We start from the raw sequence: 17,581 nt of genomic DNA on the forward strand, positions 1-17,581 counted from the left end.
GAAATTCTTTCTTGAATAAAGAATCTAACGTGAATAAAACTCAACAACTAAATTTGGTTCCATATGTACAGCATATGGAACATCTGCAAAAGCAGGAATGCGAAGAAAAGTTGCTTTCATTTTATCATGATCTGCATTGATATATTCAGGTACATCACGTTCAGCCAACTGAACAGACTCTAAAACCATAGCAAGCTGTTTTGATTTTTCACGAACCTCAATAACATCACCAGGTTTACAGCGATATGATTGAATATTCGTGCGCCGACCGTTTACAGTGACATGACCATGATTGATGAATTGACGAGAAGCAAAAATTGTAGGGACAAATTTTGCACGATAAACAACAGCATCCAAACGTGATTCCAAAAGACCTATAAGATTTTCACCAGTATCACCACGACGACGAGCTGACTCTTCATAAGTTTTACGAAATTGTTTCTCTGAAATATCGCCATAAAAGCCTTTTAACTTTTGTTTAGCGCGCAATTGCACACCATAATCAGAAAGTTTTCCTTTACGACGCTGCCCATGTTGACCCGGACCATAATCACGGCGATTAACAGGAGATTTTGGTCGTCCCCAAATATTTTCTCCCATACGGCGGTCAATTTTATATTTTGTCGATTCGCGCTTACTCATCGCATTTCCTTTAAAAATAAAAACTCAATCACAAGGAAACGCACCCTCCTCTGTCTCCAAAAAGAAGACTGACAGAATATTTTATGTATTAGTATACATAAAAATACTCACGGGACACGTCAATTTACACTGTTTTCTCAAAAACAGTTAAGGCTGTTTTTATTAACTCTACATCTCAAAGTCAATTCTTTTTATTATATTAAAACCAAAACTTTGTAATAAATGTTTCATTGAAAAATCTATATTTTGTGATGTAAATAACGCAAAATCACTAGCTTTCTCTATAGTTTTATTTTGTATTTTTTCTATCAATAATGACTTGGTATGTTTCGCTACAGCTTTTGCTGAATCAATCCATTCCACTGGCCATAAAGCTTGTTTACGAAAAAAATCAATTAAAAAAGGATAATGTGTACAAGCTAGCACAATAACATCAGTATATTTGCCATTTTTCTCAATAAAACACGGAAGAATTTCACGGTGCAACTCATTACAATCGACAGATTTTCCGAGTAAATAATTTTCGGCAAATCCAGCAAGTTTTTCACTTCCAATCAACCGGACATCACATTGACGGGCAAAAGAATTAATTAACTCATGCGTATAAGTGCTTTTAATTGTTCCGGGGGTCGCTAAAACTGAAATAAAACCGGATTTTGTTTGTTCAGCAGCAGTTTTAATAGCAGGAACAGTTCCAACAAAAGATGTATGAGGAAATTTTTGTCGCAAATCTGTTATCATCAACGTAGAAACTGTATTACAAGCGATGACACACAAAGCAGGATTATACAGCGTCAAAAGTTTTTCAAAAAGTTTTAAAATATGAGTTTTTAGAGTATCATTTTTCCAAACTCCATAAGGAAAACCTGCATTATCTGCAACATAAATAAATTGGAAATCAGGAACAAGAAGACGAACTTCCTTCAACACTGTTAATCCGCCAATGCCGCTATCAAAAAAAAGAAGTGACTTCTTATCATTCATCAGTATTCACATTTGTTTTTATTTTTTTACGCTCACGCTCAACAGGCGCTCCACTTCCTCGTGGAAAATGAGGGGAAAAATGATCTAGTGAAGAAATAACACCCCGTAATAAATGAATTTCAGATTCACTAAAATGAGATCGTGTAAAAACAGAGCGTATATTTTTGATCATTACTTCTTTACGTTCTTTAGGTCTAAAATAACCGCGAACATCTAAAGCATCTTCTAATTGCGAAAAAAAACCATATAGCGTTTCTTTATTAGCAGGTTTCATTTCTATTGCACGAAAAGCTGTATCATTTAAATTTTCCAAACCTGATTTCATCCATTCATAAGATATCAGTAAAACTGCTTGTGCAATATTAAGTGATGCAAAAGCAGGATTAACTGGAAAAGTAATAATTTCATCAGCAAGGCTGATTTCATCATTTTTTAGTCCCCACCTCTCTCTTCCAAATAAAATACCTGTTTTATGTCCGATACTTTCACGGTAACGTAAAATATTTGCAGCTTCTACAGCGCTTTTAACAGTTTTAAAACCGCATCTTTCGCGTGCTGTTGTTGCAAACACATAATTTAAATCTGCAACTGCACCACATAATGTATCAAAAATCTGAGCATCGTTAATTATGTGATCAGCTTTACTCGCTGCAGCTATAGCTTTTTCATTTGGAAATATTTCTCGTGGTTTTACAAGACGAAGTTTTGATAATCCAAAATTCGCCATTGCTCTCGCTACCATACCAATATTTTCAGGCAATTGTGGTTCAACCAAAACAATTGTTGGGCCATTGGTCAAATTTTCACGATTTCTATTTGTTCCAGCCATCAGCTGCACCGATCATTTATAAATGACATTTTCTTGCTGTTTTTTTATTTAATCTTCAAAGAAGTATTTGATAAAATACTCATATTAACAAAATATTATAACTCATCTTAATCTTTTCGATCAGCTATAATATTTAAATAATAACGTAACAGTAATTTCTAAAGAGAAATATATCTTTTACATCTACAATAACAATATCTGTTTTCACAATTATTGTTTGCTATATCTCCGTATTTTTTAAATATATTACTATCTATTCAACGATTATCTTAATTGAACTATTAAATCACATATTCTAATAAAAAATATGTTTTTTTACTTCCAAACTTTTTCTGCAAAACTTATTTGTTGTTATAAACGTTTTTTTTCTGATGTCACAATAAATGATCAAGATATTTTCACTGTCTTAGTTCCGAATGCATGTTCAATGTTAGGATTTAAAACTCCCAGTTTTAATGTTTGGTTTTCATATAACAATAATCAAAAACAAAAATATCCATATCGATTAGAAATTGTAAAGGCAGACAATACCTTGAGTTGAAATCAATGCAACTTTACCAAACAAACTTGCATTGGAAGCACTTCAAAATGAAGTATTTCCTAAATTAACCGGATATAAAACCATTTTTATATGACCAACAATACGGTGTGCACTCACGCATTGATTTTTTTCTATGCAATAGCATTTTTCCTGAATGTTATCTGGAAGTGAAAAACGTTCATTTTATTTATCAAAAAGGATCAGCAGAATTCTCTGACACTGTACAAAACGTAGTACACGTCATCCTGAAGACCTTATAAAAGTTGTACAAAAAGAAAAACGTGCAGAAATTCTTTATAAATTTAACAAGAAGACTGCTCGGCATTTAACACTTGCCATGATCTAAATCCTATTTATAGACGTAAATTTGATTTAGTATTAAAATCAGGAGTAGAATTTTATGCTATAAAATGTCACGTAAGTATAAAGAGTATTTTTCCGATTCACTCAATAATAAAAAATTAATGATAGAAAATAGCAAAAAAATGGTTAATTACGTTGAATATAATAAAGCTCCTTTAAAACTTAATGGACAAATTCGTATTTTTGATGATTATGCTTTTGCTGAAATGCGTAAAGTTGGTCGTATTGCAGCAGAATGTCTTGATATGCTAGCGGAAATCATTAAACCTGGGATTACAACGCAAGAAATTGATGATTTTGTTTTTGCTTTTGGTGTAGAACGAAATGCTCTACCCGCTGACTTAAATTATCATGGATACAGTCACTCATGTTGTACATCTATAAATCACGTTGTTTGCCATGGAATACCAAATCAAAAACCTTTGCAGGAAGGTGATATTGTCAATGTTGATGTTACATTTATTCTCAATGGTTGGCATGGAGATTCAAGTCGCATGTATCCAGTTGGAAAAATCAAACGAGCTGCAGAACGTTTATTAGAAATTACTCATGAAAGTCTGATGAGAGGAATTGCTGTAGTAAAACCTGGAGCAACAACTGGTGATATTGGTGAAGCTATTCAGCGTTATGCGGAATCAGAACGATGCTCTGTTGTTAAAGATTTCTGCGGTCATGGAATAGGTCAACTTTTTCACGATGCACCCAATATTCTTCATTACGGGAAAGCTGGAGAAGGTGAAGAACTTAAACAAGGTATGATATTTACAATTGAACCAATGATTAATCTTGGTAAACCACACGTTAAAATTTTATCTGATGGCTGGACTGCAGTAACGCGTGATCGCTCTCTTAGTGCACAATATGAACATACAATTGGTGTAACAAGTGAAGGATATGAAATATTTACTCAATCTCCTAAAAATATTTTTTACATTTCAAACTCGCATTCCTAAGTAAAATAATGTAGAGATGCCATGGCAAAACAATCAAATAAAAATGAAATGGTTAAAAGCAGTTATTTTGCAAAAACCGAAAGGGCTTTATTTGATTCAATCCCAGAAATAAAAAATGAAAAAATTCAAAAAAAGTCGCAAACACACAAACATCATAAAGGACATCGTCAACGTCTTCGTGAGCGCTATTTAAAGACAAAAGGTTATGCAATTGAAGATTATGAATATCTTGAATTGCTGCTTTTCCGCACCATTCCTCGAGCAAATACAAAACCAATAGCTAAAAATTTAATAGAGCGCTTTGGTTCATTAGCTGATGTGTTGAATACAGATATTCATCAACTTCAAGAAGTTGAAGGATGCGGTCTCGCTACTGCAATCGATTTGAAAATTATTTCAGATGTTGCAGGACGTCTTACTCGTGCACAATTATTTAAACGTGATATTCTTTCATCATGGGATAAAGTATTAGCTTATTGTAAAGCTGTTATGGCTCATGAAACACGTGAACAATTTCGTATCTTGTTTCTTGATAAGAAAAATGGTCTTCTCTCTGATGAAGTACAACAAACTGGAACTGTTGATCACACTCCGGTCTATCCCCGTGAAGTTATTTCTCGTGCTTTGCAATTGTCCGCATCAGGACTTATTTTAGTTCACAATCACCCTTCAGGCGATGCTTCACCTTCTCAAGCAGATATATCTATGACATACAGGTTAAAAGATGTAGCAAACGCTTTAGGGATTATTCTTCATGACCATCTCATTATTTCACGTAATAGTCATGTAAGTTTTAAAGCATTAAAACTTATATAAAACGAGTTAAACACAAAAAACTTATTCTCTTCGCATTCACACATCAATTTTCTAAATCAATATCTAATATAGCCATAGAGAAATTATAAGATAATTCGTTTTCATCTTCATCTCGATAAATGATCCCTAAAAATTCATTTCCAATATACACCTCACAAGAGTCATTTTTTTTAGGCCGCGCTTTTACCTGCAACGCTGAATTTTGGAATGTGGTTTTTAAATAATTATCAAGTTTTTTTATTTCATCAGTATTCACCGCGCTCTCCTATATTTTAATATTCTCAAACAATTTCTTGTTGGTAGGTAAAACATTGCTACAAAATTTTATAAAATAATAAAAATTTTTAGTCTCAATATTCAAACATCTTATTCATGTTTAAAAAAGAAAAATTTCAAAACTGAAAAAACAACTTTCTTAAAAAATTATAATTATTAAACATAACTAGATAAGTTTTAAAAATAATAAGTTGATTAGAACTTTTAGCTTTTTATCATTTTTTTATATTGAAAAACTCTATTATAGATAACGATAAACAAAAATTGTTGTATTCATCACAAATTTAATTTCACTATCTAAAACAATTTTTAGTTATAAACATTACTCTCATCACAAACATTCCTATTTAATAAAAATTAGTAAGAAGTTTCAAAGGAATTATCTTGCAAAAACTAAATCAAATCTTTTTGTCATTTTTTTACAAAAACTAAGAAAAAATTAAAATGGAAAACAAGTTAATTAAATTCAGTTGTGGACAACAAAATTCCAAACACAGACAGATTAATAACATTCATCATATTTTTTTTAAATCGTAACATAAAAAATTATTATAGAAAAATATAAGATATAGATATTTACAATCTGATGAGAAAACAAAAAACTAAAATACTATACTAAAATTAACAATTTATTTTATTTTTGTATGCAAACTATTAAATTGCAAAAAGCATGAAATTGAGATGTATTATATGGATTCTCTTCCGTCATTATAGTTAATTTTACATAACGATATTAAGAATTCTGAATAAATTTATCTTATCAAACATAAAAAATATCTTGCTGTTTTTTAATTTTTTATAATTTTATAAGAAATCAACAATTTTAAATGATAGGGTGACGAGAAAGAAAATCGACCACTCCTTTTTTATAAATCTTATCTCCTACAGCAAGCATATGGTCTCTATTAGGGATATGTAAAACTTCACCGTGTGGGAGTAAAGCTGCTAAGGGTTCTGCTTCACCGCCAATATCATCTAATGAACCAACGGCAACAAGCGCAGGCTGTTTTATTTTATGAACTTCAGAAGGTGTTAATTCTTGTTTTGACGTCACTACACAGGCGGCAAGAGCACGTTTATCACTCTTTGTTTGATCTGCAAATTTACGAAACATCAAACCACGCGGATTGGTAATAGTTGAAGTATTTTCTGCCAAAAGAGCCTCAGCAACAGGTTTCCAGTCCCCTGCACCTGTCACCATGCCAATACCTAAACCACCAAAGATAACACTATGAACATATGTGGGATACAAAAGTGCCATAAATGCACTAATTCGTGCTCCCATAGAATACCCCATAACATGAGCCTTAGATAATTTTAAATGCTGAAGTAACTTAACAGCATCACTCGCCATAGCTTGGGGTGTATAAAATGAAGAATCATAACTTTTATCTGAATCACCATGCCCACGGTTATCAAGAGCAATAACACGATAGCCTGATTCAGTAAGAGTACGGAACCAACCCGTTGCATACCAATTAACACGAGAGGAAGATCCAAATCCATGGATCAACAAAATAGGCTCCCCTTTTCCTTCTTCACGATAAGCTAATTGTAAATCCTCATTTCTAAAAAAACGAATATTTTCAGCTGTCATTCTTTATCACTTTCACATTTTCCACAAATAACAGGATGAATAACACGTTGCCCTATTTGTATCTGTTTTTTAGAAACTTCACCTGCATTAACTTCAATTGCAAACATTGCGGGAACTTCTGATGAAATTATATCTGTTGAAAACGGTATCGTATTTTCAACAATTGAAACAATAATTCCTTCAGAGTCTAAAAAAATCATATCTAAAGATAAAGGTGTATTTGCCATCCACATAAAAATTTTATATTTATTCTTTGACTTATCACTGATCATATTTCTAAATAACATAGCATGATTACGAGGAAAGTCAGTGCGATACATCAAACCAGCCATTGAGTGAATTGATGAAAAAGCAATCTCTACTTTATAAGAAAATACATTTTGCTGACTTTTTATTTGTAAAGGAATTGGATGCACAGGAATTCGCACAGGGCTATTTGCTACAGCTAGATTTATCCACATATGAAAAATAAATATAAATTGAAGCGTTCGTTTACTATTAAAAAATTTCAAAAACCAGATCTGCCTTTAAATAAAAATTTAAAAATAAAAAATCTTTTTTAATGAAAATTGAATTTTAATGTGTTGCAAATGGAGATGATATATCAGGATAAACCTCTGCTGCCATTAATCCCTTATCTCCTTTACCAAAACGAATAAGAATAACTTGACCAGCACGAAGTTCTGCAAAACCAAAACGGCGCAAAGTTTCCATATGGATAAAAATATCCTCTGTTTCCTGACCTCGACTGAGAAAACCGAACCCTTTATCACGATTAAACCATTTAACAATTACGCGTTCTAAACCACTCTCAGGTGTAACAATAACACGTGTACGTGCTGGAATTTCTGATGGGTGAACAGCTGATGAACAGTCAATAGATTTAACTTGAACACATTTCAATCCCCGCTCAGTTTGTTTAACAACACAAACAACTTTTGCACCTTCCAAAGCTGTCTGAAAACCGTCTCGTCGCATTATAGTAACATGCAACAAAATATCAGGAAGTCCAGATAAATCAGGAACTATAAAACCATATCCTTTACTACTGTCAAACCATTTCACAATACCGCTAATTTCAATAATTTCACCACAAACACTAAGATTGTCTTTTTCAAAAGAATAATCTCTTAATACATCCTTACTCGTCATAATTAAGCATGATCCCGTAGGCTAAAATTTACCAATTGATTCTTCTGCGCTAGTAAACATTGCTCTTGTGTTTACACGCAAGACCCAAGAAAAGATTTCCCCATATTGTCGTCTTCAGTTTTATAATATTAATATATCAGTCATTAAATACTTAAAACACTTGGTAATATATTTTACACAACAAATGAATAAAATTTCATACAGTTAATAAATAATACAAGACGATAAAAAAACCTCCACAAAGTCATTATTTTTATGATGCACAACTTGCGTGATAATACAGTCCAAGCTAAAATGTAGGAACTATAATTATAAAATGAGGGAAATCACAATGAAATTAAGGAAAATTATCACCATAGCTAGTATGGCAACTGCATTTGTAATTAATGCTTATGCAAGTTCCCCTATTAAAATTGGTGTTTATCTTCCATTAACAGGCCAAAATGCATTTGGTGGACAACTTGAAATTGCAGGAATACAATTAGCCCATAAAAAAGTTCCAGAAATACTAGGAAGGAAAGTTGAGCTTATTATCATTGATAATAAATCAGATAAAGTAGAAGCTGCTAATGCTGTTATGCGCTTAACTGCAAATGATAAAGTTAACGCAATTATTGGGAGTTATGGTTCTTCATTGTCATTAGCAGGTGGAGAAGTTGCTGAAAAAGCAAAAACTCCAACAATTGCAACATCATCAACAAATCCACTCGTCACACAAGGTAAAAAATATTATTTTCGCGCTTGTTTTATTGATTCTTATCAAGGCGCAGGAGCTGCAACTTATGCAATTCAAAGTTTACACGCAAAAAAAGCAGCAATATTAAAAGATATATCAAGCGACTATGGAATTGGTCTTGCAAATTATTTTAGCAAATCATTCAAAAAGTTAGGTGGTGAAATTGTTTCAAATTTAAATTATAATTCTGGTGATCAAGATTTTTCAGCAGCTCTTATACAAATTATAGCACAAAACCCTGATGTTCTGTTTATCACATCTTATTTTTCCGAAGGTGCTATTATAATAAAACAAGCACGTGAATTAGGTGCGAAATTTCGTATTATGGGTGGTGACGCTATGGATAATCCAGAAACGGTTGCAATTGCGGGAAAGGCTGCAGAAGGATTTTTACACACAACACTCTCCTATGATGAAAATATGCAAAATATGTCTGAAGCTGCACGACAATTTACCCATGAATGGAAAGAAACTTATCCTGATAAAGAAACAAATATGAATTCTGTTTTAGCTTATACAAGCTATATGATGCTTATGGAAGCAATCAAAAATGCTGGAAGTGCTGACCGTGAAGATATCACAAGAGAATTGAGTAAACTGAAGAATTTTATGACACCTTTTGGTAACATGTCTATGGATAAAAATCATAACCCTAAAATGCCTTTGGGTGTAATTGAAATCAAAGATGGAAAGCGTGTTTATTTAGATGAAATTGAACCTGCTATTTAAAATAGATGTTTAAAATAATAATCATCAAATAAAAAATATGATGTCATTAAGGGGTTGTTCTTTCAAAGAAATCGTTTAAAGACATCATATTTCATTTTAATATGAATTAACAAATATGGAAGGATAAGAGATGAGCACTGAAATGTTCATCCAGTATTTTTTTAATGCGCTTGCATTAGGATCTCTTTATGGTCTTATCGCAATTGGTTACACTATGGTTTATGGTATCCTGAGATTAATTAATTTTGCACATGGCGATATTTTTATGCTGGGTGCATATTTTGTTTTCTTTTCTACAATTAGCTTTATGCCTGCATGGTTTGCTCTGTTACTTATACTATTAGCTGTTTTAATGTATTATTCAGTGTTTATAGGGTTTAAAAACAAGCCTAATCTTTACTGGATTAGCATTTTTTTTATTCTAATTGTGGGAATCATTTATTATTCTCAAATTGCTCCTCAAGATTTTGCACCAGTTTGGATATTAGCTATTTGCTTTTCAATTTTTATCACAAGTACCATAGGAATTACTGTCGATAAATTTGCTTATAAACCTTTACGTGATTCCCCACGTATCTCAGCTCTTATAGGAAGTATTGGTGTTTCGTTTCTTATTGAAAATTTAGCGACTGTTCTCTTTGGTGGTGTTCCTAAAGGTGTAAAACAGCCAGATTTTTTCGTAAAACCAATCCAATGGCATATAGGAGAAGATCCAAGCAACATTATTCGAATTGTTCCTATGTCTATTATTGTTCCTATTGTCTCATTTATTCTCGTTGTTTTGTTATTGTGGATCATTCATAAAACAAAACCAGGTCTCGCCATGCGTGCAATTTCTCGTGATATTGAAACGACACGTTTAATGGGTGTTTCAGTCGATAAAATTATCGCCTTTACATTTGCTATAGGTTCAGCATTAGCAGCTGTTGCGGGAATTATGTGGTCTTTACGTTATCCTCAAATTCAACCCTATATGGGTATTCTTCCTGGATTAAAAGCGTTTATAGCTGCGGTTATTGGAGGCATTGGCTCAATTCCAGGAGCCATGTTGGGTGGATTGCTCTTAGGATTTATTGAAATTATGATTATTGCTTTCTTTCCAGCTCTATCCGGTTATCGAGATGCTTTTGCCTTTATATTATTAATTCTTATCTTATTAGTTATGCCTACTGGCTTAATGGGTAAGAAAAGTCAGGAGAAAATTTAATGGCAAAGTCAACAACTACTTTTCTATCATTGATTAGTATTATACTATTTATCGGTTTTTTATTTTATGCTGATAGCCATTTTAATGACTACACACTTCGTATCATAAATCTCGTTGCTATCAACGCAATATTGGCAATATCGCTCAATTTGATTTATGGGTTTACAGGTATGTTTTCTCTTGGACATGCTGGATTCATGGCTATTGGTGCTTATGTTTGTGCCATTTTACTTCTTTCTCCTGAACAAAAAGAAATGATGTGGATCCTAGAACCAATAATAGATCCCTTGCAAAATTTGCAATTATCGTTTTTTCCTGCTGTCGTCATAAGCGGTTTGTGCGCTGCAATTGTGGGTTTATTAATTGCTCTTCCTATATTACGCCTTGGCGGAGATTATCTTGGAATTGCAACATTAGGCTTTGCGGAAATCATCCGTGTTGTGATTACCAATGCGACATCTCTAACGAATGGTGCACTAGGAATAAAAGGGATACCTCAAGATGCAACGTTGTGGTGGAACTATGGTTGGTTAGCATTTACAGTTATTTTTATTACTCTTTTATTGAGAAGCAACACAGGTAATGTATTGCGTGCCATTCGTGATGATGAAATTGCTGCCAAAACAATGGGTGTTAATGCTTTTTTCTATCGAAGCTTTTCTTTTACAGTTGGTGCATTTTTTGCCGGTGTTGGCGGTGCTTTAATGGCTGCGTTGATTTCAACGATCGATCCTAAAATGTTTAACTTTCTCCTTACTTTTAATATTTTAATGATTGTTGTTGCTGGTGGTCTTGGTTCTATTACAGGGAGTATTATTGGTAGTATTATTATTACCGTAATGTTAGAATGGTTTCGTATTATCGAAAGTCCTTTAGATTTAGGATTTATATATATACCAGGAATACCTGGTTTGCGTATGGTTATTTTTTCACTTTTATTGTTAGTCATTATTTTATTCTGGAGAAAAGGATTGTTAGGTCAACGTGAATTCTCATGGAATGGAATTTATTGTTTTTTAACACGAAAAAAAATATCAAACTGTGAGGAGAAGTCATGAAAGACACCATCCTTTCACTTAATAATCTTACCATGAATTTTGGCGGATTGATTGCTGTAAATAATATTAATATGACTGTTCAACGGGAAACAATTACTGGATTAATTGGTCCCAATGGTGCAGGAAAAACAACTGTTTTTAATATGATTTCTGGGTTTTATACTCCCACAAGTGGTACAATCCTTCTAGATGATTTCAAAATTTGTGGGCTTTCTCCTTATAACATTTGTAAACATCATATTGCTCGAACCTTTCAAAATATCCGACTTTTTTCAGGGTTAACAGTGCTACAAAATGTAATGGTAGGTGCTCACCTTCGACAAAAATATCCATGGTTTGCTTCAACTTTATTAATACCAAGTGCCATTAGAGAGAAAAAACGAATTTATAAAAACGCTATGGAGCTTCTTGAACGGCTTCAGCTTGATCATCTTGCTGACCAACCAGCAACTACTTTACCCTATGGTGCACAGCGCCGTTTAGAAATTGCTCGCGCTTTGGCAACAGAACCAAAATTACTTCTTCTTGACGAACCTGCCGCAGGTATGAATCCTCAAGAAAGTGAAGAACTTAGACAATTCATAGCAAAAGTAAAAAAAGAATTTAATCTTACAATTTTGCTTATTGAACATGATATGAAAGTTGTTATGGGACTTTGCGAACACCTTTGGGTTTTAGAGTATGGCAGTTGCATTGCTCATGGTACACCCAATGAAATTCGTAATAATCCTAAAGTCATTGAAGCTTATCTTGGTGGAGATATACATTGAATATTCTTGAAATAAAAAATCTTCATGTTCATTATGGCGCTATTAAAGCCGTTCAGGATCTTTCTCTATCTATTAAAAAAGGAAGTATAGTCACTCTCATTGGTGCTAATGGTGCTGGAAAAAGTAGTACTGTACGTTCTATTGTCGGGCTGAATAAATCTATTGATGGAGATATTATTTATAAAAATCAATCTATTATAAAAAAACAACCAGAAGAGATTTTGCGTCTAGGAATAGCATTAAGTCCTGAAGGACGGCGTGTTATGCCTCATCTTAGTGTTTTAGAAAATTTAAAGTTAGGAGCTTATATCCGTAAAGATAAGGCTGGAATTACTCGCGATATTGAATGGATATTTGATTTATTTCCGCGTTTACGTGAAAGATCTAAGCAATTGAGTGGCACAATGTCAGGTGGAGAACAGCAAATGCTTGCTGTTGGACGAGCGCTTATGAGCAATCCTGATATGGTAATATTAGATGAACCATCTCTTGGTTTAGCGCCACTTCTTGTAAAAGAGCTTTTTTCAATTATTCAAAAAATTAATGAGATGGGAAAAACTGTTCTTCTCATTGAACAAAATGCGTTTGCAGCACTTTCCATTGCTAACTATGCATATATTTTAGAAGTAGGAAAAATTTTATTCCACGGAGAAGGAAAATCTATGCTCTCTGATCCTCGTGTTAAAGAAGCATATCTCGGTGGTTAAGCATATAATATCTACAACTAAAAATCTGACTATTTATAAAAAGCATCTTTCTATATTTAGAAAGATGCTTTTTGATGTAGAGTTTAAGTTTTTATTATAGCCACCATTTTTTAGCACTCAGCATTCCTGCTTCTTGCTCTATGATATGAGCTATTTGAAACATCACTTCTTCCGCAAAAGGTTTTCCAATTAACTGTAATCCCAATGGTAAACCATCTGATGATAAACCTGCAGGAACAGAAATGCCTGGCAAACCTGCTATATTAACTGGTACTGTAAAAATATCATTAAGATACATTGCCAACGTATCATTTTTTACTTTTTCATCAGAGATACCAAAAGCTGCTGTTGGTGTTGTAGGTGTTAAAATAGAATCAATACCAGAAGCAAAACATTGCTCAAAGTCACGTTTTATTAATGTTCGTACTTTCTCTGCTTTAAGATAATAAGCATCATAATAACCTGCTGAAAGAACATAAGTTCCAATTAAAATACGCCGTTTAACTTCATCACCAAAGCCAGCTGAACGTGTATTCTCGTACATTTCAATAATATCTTTTCCTGGTACACGAAGACCAAAACGAACACCATCATAACGGGCTAAATTAGAAGATGCCTCCGCAGGAGATACAATATAATATGTAGGTAAAGCATATTTTGTATGGGGTAATGAAATATTGATAATTTCAGCTCCCGCTTCTTTTAGCCAATTAATACCTGCTTGCCATAACTCAACAATCTCAGAAGATATTCCTTCCATGTGGTATTCTTTTGGAATACCAATTTTCATTCCTTTGATTGATCGACCGATATAATTTTCGTAATCAGGAACTGGAATATTTACTGAAGTTGAATCTTTTTTATCAAAAGAAGCCATTGACTTAAGCATGATTGCACAATCACGCACATCACGTCCAATAGGTCCCGCTTGATCGAGAGATGAAGCATAGGCTACGATTCCCCATCGTGAACATCGCCCATAAGTAGGTTTGATACCCACTGTCCCTGTAAAAGCTGCTGGCTGACGTATTGATCCACCAGTATCTGTTGCTGTTGCCGCAGTACAAAGTCGTGCTGCAACAGCAGCTGATGAGCCCCCCGATGAACCACCCGGTACAAGCTTTTCATCTGATCCTTTTTTACGCCATGGATTGATAACTGGTCCATAATGGGATGTTTTATTAGATGATCCCATAGCAAATTCATCCATATTCAACTTTCCCAACATAACCGCTCCATCTTTCCATAAATTAGCGGTTACAGTTGATTCGTATTTAGGTTTAAAACCATCAAGAATATAAGAACAAGCTTGAGTATGAACATCTTGTGTTGCAAAAAGATCCTTAATTCCAAGTGGAATTCCTTCTAAAATCCCCACCTGACCCTTAGCTCGTCGGCTATCTGATTCTGTAGCCATTTGGATTGCTTTTTCTGTTGTTACTTCAACATAAGCATTTAAAATTGGATTTGCTAATTCAATCGCTTTTAAATAAGATTCTGTTAATTCAATTGCTTTGATTTCGCCTTTTGTTAAAGCATCACGTGCTTGTGCAATCGTTAAGGTTGTTAAATCGGTCATATCATTTCTCGAATTTTAAAATATAAAAAATCACTCAACAACTTTTGGAACAAGAAAAAAATTGTCTTCCGTTATAGGTGCATTTGCTACAATATCTGCAGCTTTATTCCCATCTGTGATATTATCTTCACGCATTCGTAAAGCCGTTGGAATGACCGATGTTAATGGATCTACACCGTTAACATCAACTTCATCAAGTTGTTTTACAAATTCTAAAATAGAGTTAAGTTCTTTTGTTACACGCTCTATCTCATCATTATGAATCGCAATACGCGCCAAATGTGCTACTTTCTTAACTGTTTTATAATCAATAGACATAATATGCCTTTCTTTTCGAATAATATTCGATACTAATCCCTTTATGTTGTGATTGTATATACGTATCCTTATAAGCGTCAAAAAATTTTGATATCTATATATTCAAACCCCATAATAAATACTAATCTAAAAAAATATTACGAAATCCTTTATAAAATAAATGCATGACCATTATTAATATAGACGAAGTTATCACACATCTTTTACCTGCACAAACAATAGCAGGCTTAGATTTAGGAACAAAAACTATTGGCATTGCTATTTCCGATATCAGTTTGATGTTCTCAAATCCTCGTCCTGTTATTCAACGAAAAAAATTTACCCTTGATGCTCATAAACTCGTACAAATTTTTAATAATGAAAATGTGGGTATCGCTATCATAGGTTTACCTGTTAATATGGATGGAAGTAATGGTTCACGCGTACAATCAACGCGATCTTTTGTTTCCAATATGGCCATGTATACGAAAATTCCTTTTGTTTTTTGGGACGAACGGTTATCCACAGTTGCTGCACAACGCTACCTTTTAGAAATGGATGTATCGCGTGCAAAAAGAGCAACTCGCATTGATTCAGCAGCTGCTTCTTTTATACTGCAAGGCGCTCTCGACAGAATTCAGCTTCTTCGTCAAACTGAAGGATAAAGAGTATTTAAGACTTGTCCTGCATTATATCGTGCAATCAACATACCGTAGGATGATCTCCATTGTCCTCCAAGACGACTTTCCATATAAGCATTTACAACATGCTCCATATCTGTGTGGCGCAACGATGCAGCTGCAGCTGCATAAGCCATTTGTTCAACAAAAAACCTCCCTGCCCCTTCATTTTCTGAAGCCATTTTAGCAGCAGACTTAATAATTTCGATTGCTCGCGATCCTGCTGGCCCAATATCCACAGCAATTTTTTCCAATAATTGTTGAAATAAACCGGGTGCTTTATCTGCTATAAGAATTGAATCTTTTACTAATTGATTAGCACCACTACTTTTCACTATTCGCGCAGGCCCATCTCGTAACATTTGCGATAATGGATTATTCTCCACAAAACTATCCAAACCTAGTTGTGCAATAATCTCACCAACAATAGGAACAACCAACTGACTTATATGACACGTAATAATAGGCGTCATAATACGAGCAAAAGCTGCTTCAGAACGATCATTAGCAGCATTATCAAATGCTCGTGCTAAACGTAAAACTAGCGCTTGTGAAGCAGCAATATCAAGAGCAATATCCGCAAAAATACGCTCTGTCAGAGGAGAAAAATGCTGATTTGGCATCTTTTTCCTTAAAAAATCGACTCCAAACTGAAGTGCTGCTCGCAAAACACCTGCAGATATAGTGGATTGATCAAGACGCATCATAGTTTCGATATCTTTGATTACCTTAGAACCTTCTCCGAGGTTTCCTAAAAGCCAACCATAACTATTTTGAAAATCAACAACTCCTTCTGGAACTGAGTACTCTCCAGAGCGTTCTATTAAATAACGAATGGATATAACTCCATTTAATGCACCATTTTCTTGTATTCGTGGGACTAAAAAACAACTTAAATGACCATCTAATTCTGCACTAATAATATATCCATCAGCCATTGGATTAATAACATTTGTTTTAACAGTATTTAAACGATACAGATCACGCTTTATCTTTTCATCATAAGAAACTTTCTGAACAGCTGGAACACCCACAAAACGTTTTTCATTTTTTTCAAAATCATCAAAAGCACAGCTAAGAGAAGCTCCCTTTTTATTATTAATAGGCTTAAAAGATAAATCATATTGACGTGATAAAAGAACATTTTGCCATTTTTTAAATAACTCCGAATCACAAATTAACACCGCAATAGCCGCACTTGTGATACAAATTTCATTTAAATGCCCTGTTTCCAAACCAGCAGATAATGCCAAACGAATAGCACGTGCTTGATAACGCACTCCATTTTCTGAAGTTGTATTCTCCCAAAGTGAAGTCATTAAACCTGCTTTTCTAGAATATTGTTGAAGGGTATGGTAAGCAGGATGCATTTCTAATTGTTCATTTGATTGGCTCCAATATTGCCCATGACGCAGTAAAGGACGATAGCGATTCGCTAAATAAGATAGATCCCATGCTTCGTGACTAGACACAAAATCTCCTATTTCTTCAAAATCTGCTAATAAAGGTGTTGATAATGTGGATGCGATACGGAATATAAGCGTATCATTAAGAAATGCATTTTTTTGACGGATGTTTTGCGTAAACACAGCACTCATAGGTTTTTCCTATTATTCAAATCATAGACTATTTGTTTTTTTACAATTAAAAATATTTATTAAATTA

At 33.7% G+C, this 17,581-nt stretch carries 18 protein-coding genes and 1 pseudogene; 9 read left to right on the forward strand and 10 right to left on the reverse strand.

The genetic code is table 11. From position 1 onward, the window contains the following. Nucleotides 1-24: 24 nt before the first annotated feature. The 3 genes from rpsD to NPY00_RS02225 form a co-directional block, all read right to left on the reverse strand. Entirely contained in the window at nt 25-642 is a 618-nt protein-coding gene (rpsD, locus tag NPY00_RS02215) for a 30S ribosomal protein S4 (RefSeq protein ID WP_269020398.1), read from the reverse strand. Between the two features lie 168 nt (nt 643-810). Beyond that, nucleotides 811-1,626, reverse strand: a complete 816-nt coding sequence (gene murI, locus NPY00_RS02220; RefSeq protein WP_269020399.1) for a glutamate racemase — start codon at nt 1,624-1,626, stop codon at nt 811-813. Beyond that, nucleotides 1,619-2,455 (reverse strand): RNA methyltransferase, encoded by an 837-nt coding sequence (locus tag NPY00_RS02225; RefSeq protein ID WP_269020400.1) that lies wholly within the window; start codon nt 2,453-2,455, stop codon nt 1,619-1,621. Before NPY00_RS02225 ends, murI begins: the two co-directional genes overlap by 8 nt. Nucleotides 2,456-2,762: 307 nt before the next feature. On the opposite strand from NPY00_RS02225, the pseudogene sfsA reads away from it, so the two are divergent. The 3 genes and pseudogenes from sfsA (at nt 2,763) to radC (ending at nt 5,128) form a co-directional block, all read left to right on the forward strand. Beyond that, nucleotides 2,763-3,461 (forward strand): annotated as a pseudogene (gene sfsA, locus NPY00_RS02230) (DNA/RNA nuclease SfsA). Between the two features lie 20 nt (nt 3,462-3,481). Beyond that, nucleotides 3,482-4,312 (forward strand): type I methionyl aminopeptidase, encoded by an 831-nt coding sequence (gene map, locus NPY00_RS02235; protein WP_269020551.1) that lies wholly within the window; start codon nt 3,482-3,484, stop codon nt 4,310-4,312. Nucleotides 4,313-4,333: 21 nt separating this feature from the next. Then, complete coding sequence (gene radC / locus NPY00_RS02240; protein WP_269020401.1) at nt 4,334-5,128, forward strand: RadC family protein; 795 nt, start codon at nt 4,334-4,336, stop codon at nt 5,126-5,128. Nucleotides 5,129-5,171: 43 nt separating this feature from the next. On the opposite strand, the gene NPY00_RS02245 is transcribed toward radC, so the two are convergent. The 4 genes from NPY00_RS02245 to NPY00_RS02260 all read right to left on the reverse strand — a co-directional run bounded on the left by NPY00_RS02245 (nt 5,172) and on the right by NPY00_RS02260 (nt 8,153). Then, on the reverse strand, nt 5,172-5,384 hold the full coding sequence (locus tag NPY00_RS02245) for a DUF3126 family protein (RefSeq protein ID WP_269020402.1): 213 nt from the start codon (nt 5,382-5,384) through the stop codon (nt 5,172-5,174). A gap of 843 nt (nt 5,385-6,227) precedes the next feature. Continuing rightward, entirely contained in the window at nt 6,228-7,001 is a 774-nt protein-coding gene (locus tag NPY00_RS02250; protein WP_269020403.1) for an alpha/beta fold hydrolase, read from the reverse strand. After that, nucleotides 6,998-7,462, reverse strand: a complete 465-nt coding sequence (locus NPY00_RS02255; RefSeq protein ID WP_269020553.1) for a DUF192 domain-containing protein — start codon at nt 7,460-7,462, stop codon at nt 6,998-7,000. The genes NPY00_RS02250 and NPY00_RS02255 overlap by 4 nt, the downstream gene beginning before the upstream one ends. A 115-nt stretch (nt 7,463-7,577) precedes the next feature. Continuing rightward, nucleotides 7,578-8,153, reverse strand: a complete 576-nt coding sequence (locus NPY00_RS02260) for a cold-shock protein (RefSeq protein ID WP_269020404.1) — start codon at nt 8,151-8,153, stop codon at nt 7,578-7,580. Between the two features lie 331 nt (nt 8,154-8,484). Between NPY00_RS02260 and NPY00_RS02265 the strand changes: the two genes are divergently transcribed. The 5 genes from NPY00_RS02265 (at nt 8,485) to NPY00_RS02285 (ending at nt 13,360) form a co-directional block, all read left to right on the forward strand. Continuing rightward, nucleotides 8,485-9,618 (forward strand): ABC transporter substrate-binding protein, encoded by a 1,134-nt coding sequence (locus NPY00_RS02265; RefSeq protein WP_269020405.1) that lies wholly within the window; start codon nt 8,485-8,487, stop codon nt 9,616-9,618. 130 nt (nt 9,619-9,748) lie between these two features. Then, on the forward strand, nt 9,749-10,825 hold the full coding sequence (locus NPY00_RS02270) for a branched-chain amino acid ABC transporter permease (protein WP_269020406.1): 1,077 nt from the start codon (nt 9,749-9,751) through the stop codon (nt 10,823-10,825). Further along, nucleotides 10,825-11,883 (forward strand): branched-chain amino acid ABC transporter permease, encoded by a 1,059-nt coding sequence (locus NPY00_RS02275; protein ID WP_269020407.1) that lies wholly within the window; start codon nt 10,825-10,827, stop codon nt 11,881-11,883. Before NPY00_RS02270 ends, NPY00_RS02275 begins: the two co-directional genes overlap by 1 nt. After that, nucleotides 11,880-12,653 (forward strand): ABC transporter ATP-binding protein, encoded by a 774-nt coding sequence (locus tag NPY00_RS02280; protein WP_269020408.1) that lies wholly within the window; start codon nt 11,880-11,882, stop codon nt 12,651-12,653. The genes NPY00_RS02275 and NPY00_RS02280 overlap by 4 nt, the downstream gene beginning before the upstream one ends. Continuing rightward, nucleotides 12,650-13,360: an ABC transporter ATP-binding protein gene (locus tag NPY00_RS02285; RefSeq protein WP_269020409.1), complete on the forward strand. Its 711-nt coding sequence runs from the start codon at nt 12,650-12,652 to the stop codon at nt 13,358-13,360. Before NPY00_RS02280 ends, NPY00_RS02285 begins: the two co-directional genes overlap by 4 nt. A gap of 94 nt (nt 13,361-13,454) precedes the next feature. On the opposite strand, the gene gatA is transcribed toward NPY00_RS02285, so the two are convergent. Both gatA and gatC read right to left on the reverse strand, forming a co-directional pair. Further along, nucleotides 13,455-14,939 (reverse strand): Asp-tRNA(Asn)/Glu-tRNA(Gln) amidotransferase subunit GatA, encoded by a 1,485-nt coding sequence (gatA, locus tag NPY00_RS02290; RefSeq protein WP_269020410.1) that lies wholly within the window; start codon nt 14,937-14,939, stop codon nt 13,455-13,457. A 30-nt stretch (nt 14,940-14,969) separates the two neighbouring features. Next, nucleotides 14,970-15,257, reverse strand: a complete 288-nt coding sequence (gene gatC / locus NPY00_RS02295; protein ID WP_269020411.1) for an Asp-tRNA(Asn)/Glu-tRNA(Gln) amidotransferase subunit GatC — start codon at nt 15,255-15,257, stop codon at nt 14,970-14,972. Nucleotides 15,258-15,421: 164 nt separating this feature from the next. Here gatC and ruvX point away from each other — a divergent pair, with 164 nt between their 5' ends. Then, nucleotides 15,422-15,901, forward strand: coding sequence for a Holliday junction resolvase RuvX (gene ruvX / locus NPY00_RS02300; RefSeq protein ID WP_269020412.1), 480 nt, complete (start codon nt 15,422-15,424; stop codon nt 15,899-15,901). Here ruvX and NPY00_RS02305 read toward each other — a convergent pair. After that, entirely contained in the window at nt 15,886-17,514 is a 1,629-nt protein-coding gene (locus NPY00_RS02305; protein WP_269020413.1) for an acyl-CoA dehydrogenase family protein, read from the reverse strand. The genes ruvX and NPY00_RS02305 overlap by 16 nt on opposite strands. Nucleotides 17,515-17,581 lie beyond the last annotated feature (67 nt).

This window comes from Bartonella sp. F02, from assembly GCF_026929975.1.
In the GTDB taxonomy this organism is placed as follows: domain Bacteria; phylum Pseudomonadota; class Alphaproteobacteria; order Rhizobiales; family Rhizobiaceae; genus Bartonella.